Raw genomic sequence first — 4,988 nt, forward strand, 5'->3', positions numbered from 1 at the left:
AACAATTAATCTCTGGATTCTTCATACTCTTCGTCTTGCTCGTATCCTTTTTTGAGATCAAGTTGATGCTCTTCCTCATTCATTTCTCCTTGTTCAAGTTTCTTCCAGTCTTTTTCTAATTCTTTCCTTGTCCTTTTAGACATGGAATATTTTCAACATCGTAATATATTAGCAAAGTCATAATTTTCAGTTTTGATATTCTTGTATGACTTAAAATTCATTTTTGGGAATCAATGTTCCTGTTTATAATAACTATAACAATAAGGATTGCAATGATAATTATTCTTCAAAATCATGACTGAAATAGAACTTAAAATTGATGAGATGCCACAAAGTCATGTTGGTTATGGAGTAGCGATTATTGATCCTCAAATAATTGAAGAAAATAATTGGCAAGCAGGACAAATTTTAGAATTATCTGCAAATAAAAAAAGCCATGTCAAGCTATGGTCAGGATTTCCAGAGGATCGTGACAGTGGAATTATCCGTATTGACGGTCTTACAAGATACAACATTGGAGCAAGTATCGGAGAAAAAGTTACAATTAATGCTGTAAAAGGAGCAGATGCAGAACAAATTATTTTATCACCTACTGAAAAAATTCACGCTGAAGGATTACACGAGTATATGATTTCACGTTATCAAGGAAATGTCTTTACAACAGGAGACACTGTTATTGTCAGCACCCAAATGGGAAGCAAAATTCAATTAATTGTAACTAGCACTAAACCAACAAAACCAGTCATTGTTACTGAAAATACAATATTCAAGTTAGGTTCAGTAACCAAATCAATTGACGCATCAGTTCCTAGATTTACTTATGATGATTTGGGGGGATTAAAAAATGAAATTCTAAAGATTCGGGAGATGGTCGAATTGCCAATGAGGCATCCAGAACTTTTTGAGAAAATAGGCATAGAATCACCAAAAGGTGTTTTGCTTTATGGTCCGCCAGGAACTGGAAAGACATTACTTGCAAAAGCAGTTGCTGGTGAAACAAATTCTCATTTTACTTCACTAAGCGGTCCTGAAATTATGGCAAAGCATTATGGAGAAAGTGAGGAAAAATTAAGAGAAATATTTACACAAGCTGAAGAAAATGCCCCAAGTATTATTTTCATAGATGAGATTGATTCTATTGCCCCCAAGAGAGAAGAGGTTTCAGGAGAATTGGAAAAACGAATTGTTTCACAGCTACTAACTCTAATGGATGGGATGAAATCTAGAGGAAAAGTTGTAGTTATTGCAGCTACTAACAGACCAGACTCCATTGATCCAGCTCTTAGAAGACCTGGAAGATTTGACAGAGAGATTGAAATTGGAATTCCTGATGATGAGGGAAGATTAGAAGTTCTAAACATTCACACGCGTGGAATGCCACTGGACAAAAAAGTAGATCTAAAGAAAATCTCCAAAACAACTCATGGGTTTGTGGGGGCAGACTTGGAAGTACTTTGTAAAGAGGCTGCGATGAAATCTCTGAGAAGAATTTTGCCTGAAATTAATTTAGAGGAAGAAAAAGTTTCAAAAGAAATATTGCAAAAAATAAAGATAACCAGTCAGGACTTTACAGATGCATTAAAAGAAGTCAGACCTTCTGCACTCAGAGAAGTTCTAGTTCAGATTCCAAATGTTAGTTGGGATGATGTTGGAGGTTTGGATGAATTAAAAGAAGAATTACGTGAGGCAATAGAGTGGCCATTAAAATACAAGGGTGCCTTTGATTATGCTCATGTAAAGCCTCCAAAAGGAGTGTTACTTTATGGTCCGCCAGGAACTGGAAAGACATTGATTGCAAAGGCAGTTGCAACAACAACTGAATCAAATTTTATCAGCATCAAAGGTCCAGAATTGCTCTCAAAATGGGTTGGCGAATCTGAAAAAGGAGTAAGAGAAATTTTCAGAAAAGCACGTATGGCAGCTCCTTGCATCATCTTTTTTGATGAGATTGATGCACTTGTTCCAAAGAGAGGAAGTGGGGGTTCGGATTCACACGTTACAGAAAATGTTGTCTCTCAAATTCTAACTGAGATAGACGGGTTAGAGGAACTCAACAACGTATTGATAATTGGAGCAACAAACAGACTAGACATTGTAGATCCAGCATTACTCAGACCGGGAAGATTTGACAGAGTTATTGAAGTTCCAAATCCAGACGTTGCAGGAATAGAGATGATTTTCAAAATTCATACCAAAGAAAAACCTCTTGAAGAAAATGTCAATCTAAAAACACTTGCAGAAATGGCAAAAGGATTCAGTGGAGCTGAGATTGAAGAAGTTTGTAATCGTGCTGCACTTTTGGGAGTAAAGAGATTTGTTGAAAATAAAGAGAAAGATGTCAAATCAATCAAGATAACTCAAAAAGATTTAGAAGATTCAGTTGAGCAAATAAAAAAGACGAAATAATAATGGCATGTAAAGGACTATGCATCCAACACAAATCTGGAAATCATTTCTCAATAAATTTAGATACAGAAATAAAAGATCATGATAAAATTAAAAACAAATAATGATAAAAATATCTTTAATTTGAATTAAAGAGAATCATGTAAATTTTATGTATGCAGTTAATGTCATTTTTGAGATTCGTATGGATGATCTACTAAATCAATATCTCGAGTTTCAGGATTGAAACGCACTCCGATTAATACTGTAACTGCTCCAATTATGATGTTAAACGCCAACAAATATGGGATGTGTTGGCTGTCTATTGAAAACAAGTTAATTGCAATCATTGGTGCCCATGCACCTACAATTAGTCCTGCACTGTAAGCAAAACTTGATGCACTATTTCTAATCCTTGTAGGGAATCTTTCCGACAAAAAGGCTGGAATTGGGCCCCATGGTGAAACTGTGATAACAGTAAGGATCACAACATAGCCCAAAATTGCAAAAAAGCTTGTAGATTCAAATAAAAATAACGATAAAGGCACAGCTAAAACTATTGACGCTTTTGCAAAAATAGAAAATGTTCTCAAGCGGCCTATTCTCTGGCTAATGCTACCTGCAAAGAATTCCCCAAAAAGTGCAGTAGATGTACCAGCAATCATTACTAATGCAATATCCGAACGCGTAACATGTACATAATTTTCTAAAAATGTGGGCATAAATCCTAGAGATGTGTAATATAGATAGTGAAGTCCAGATGTTATCATCATGACTGATAAGAATTTCCCTCGATGTTCTTTACTCAAAATTTTCTTTAATGGAAAATCATGTGTTCCATGTTTTTCTTTTTTCTCCAACCATACAGTCGATTCACTCATTTTCAATCTTATGATTAACGAAAGTATTCCTGGAATCAAACCTGATATGAATAATATTCTCCACCCAAATTCTGAAAATTGATTATCGGAATAAACTGAACTTACTATTGTGAATGAAATTGCTGCCATGATGAATCCTAGAGAAAAACCTCCTTGCAAAAATCCTGACATGGGGCCTCTTTTTTCTTTGGTAGCACTCTCCATTGTTAACACAGACCCACTTCCCCATTCACCTCCTGCAAAAAATCCTTGAACAAATCTTAAACTGATTAATAAAATTGGTGCAAGTAACCCTGCTTGCTCCCATACAGGTAAGAATCCCATTGAAAATGTTGCAATGGAAAAGCCGATGATTGTAATCATCATTGTCTTTTTCCTTCCAAATTTATCACCATAATTTCCAAAAAATGCACCGCCAACAGGTCTGATGAGTAATGCAATTACATATGCTGCAAATGATGATAATAGGCTAGTTGTAGAATTTTCTGATGGAAAGAAAAGTTGACTTACTGAAGTTAAAACAAATAACATTAAAACTAAATCATAACCATCTAGAGCCCAACCCATCCATGATCCAAACATGGAAGTTGTCTGCTGTTTACTAAGGCCAAACATTTCTAGAATCTAACTGTATAATCAAATCAAAACACCGCTAATTACTACATTTTTTATTCAATTATAATCTTTTATTGAGTTCTACCAAGTTCGTTGTACATTTTCTCTGTGTTTGAGGTCAGAACATAACATAATGATTAATTTTCATAACATCTTATTTTTTTCTTTCAGATTTTTTTATGCCTAACATTAACAAGATTGAAAGTTTTTGACTATTATTGATGAATCGATGAAATCAAAAAACTTCGTATTAATTTTTCATTTGTAACTCAAATTGACCTAATTTCAAAAAGGAATCTAAATCTTCTACATTGCAACCCTTTTATGTCGTAACCCTGTGATTGTTTGGAAATTTTCTTTCTCTAAATGTGCCTAGAATTGCAGTCATGCATGTAAAACAACAAGTGCATTTTTTGTATTAAAAAAAAATTACAGTACATTATGAAATTCATGTTTTAGGCGTTGAATATATGTGAGAATGTCATTGTAATAAGATCCTACAAGTTTAATTGTTCTTACGACAATACAGAGTATGTCCAACGCTAAACATCTTGGTGAATTTTTTGGATGATGATTTTGTTGAAAATTTCATTAAGCCATTTACTTTTGATAAAGAACAGTTAGAAGCAAACAGTGTTGAAGCTCAAAACCTGTTAAAATCTGAACTGATTGAAGCTCAAAACCTGTTAAAATCTGAACTGATTGAAGCTCAAAATCTGTTGGACTGTGATCTATTGACATCAGAAAACATCATAATACAAGGACGTGTTGAAGCTCAAAACCTGTTAAATTGTACACTTGCTGAATCTCTAAATTCCATAGACCACACGTTATGTGATTCTGAAAAATTATTCCATCATGTAATAGATGAAAATAAAAATCTTGAAAAGGAAGCAATAATTGAAATTGAAAATTTAAAAGCAAGTGCAAAAGTTGAATCTGAAAATTTGAAAAGACTGGCAAATTCTGCATCTGAAAATATCCTGCATGTTGAAAAAACAGAACTAGAAAATAGTAGAAATTATGCAAAAACTGTATCTGAAAATCTAAAAAGAACTGCTATAATTAGGGGGGAAAATCTACAAGAAACTGCAAAAGTTTCAGCAC

4 protein-coding genes are annotated in these 4,988 nt (G+C 33.9%); 2 read left to right on the forward strand and 2 right to left on the reverse strand.

Annotated features, from left to right (window positions below; genetic code table 11):
* Window positions 1–5: 5 nt before the first annotated feature.
* A complete protein-coding gene (locus tag BD31_RS10270) occupies window positions 6–143 on the reverse strand; it encodes a hypothetical protein (protein WP_008298810.1) in 138 nt (45 codons plus the stop codon).
* 151 nt (window positions 144–294) lie between these two features.
* Between BD31_RS10270 and BD31_RS03795 the strand changes: the two genes are divergently transcribed.
* Window positions 295–2,406: a CDC48 family AAA ATPase gene (locus tag BD31_RS03795; RefSeq protein WP_008298811.1), complete on the forward strand. Its 2,112-nt coding sequence runs from the start codon at window positions 295–297 to the stop codon at window positions 2,404–2,406.
* A gap of 167 nt (window positions 2,407–2,573) precedes the next feature.
* On the opposite strand, the gene BD31_RS03800 is transcribed toward BD31_RS03795, so the two are convergent.
* Window positions 2,574–3,848, reverse strand: coding sequence for an MFS transporter (locus tag BD31_RS03800; RefSeq protein WP_008298812.1), 1,275 nt, complete (start codon window positions 3,846–3,848; stop codon window positions 2,574–2,576).
* 596 nt (window positions 3,849–4,444) lie between these two features.
* On the opposite strand from BD31_RS03800, the gene BD31_RS03805 reads away from it, so the two are divergent.
* Window positions 4,445–4,988, forward strand: a 544-nt coding sequence (locus tag BD31_RS03805; RefSeq protein WP_008298809.1) for a hypothetical protein, incomplete at its 3' end; no start/stop codon positions are given.

Origin of the sequence: Candidatus Nitrosopumilus salarius BD31 (assembly GCF_000242875.2) — an archaeon.
Lineage (GTDB): Archaea > Thermoproteota > Nitrososphaeria > Nitrososphaerales > Nitrosopumilaceae > Nitrosopumilus > Nitrosopumilus salarius.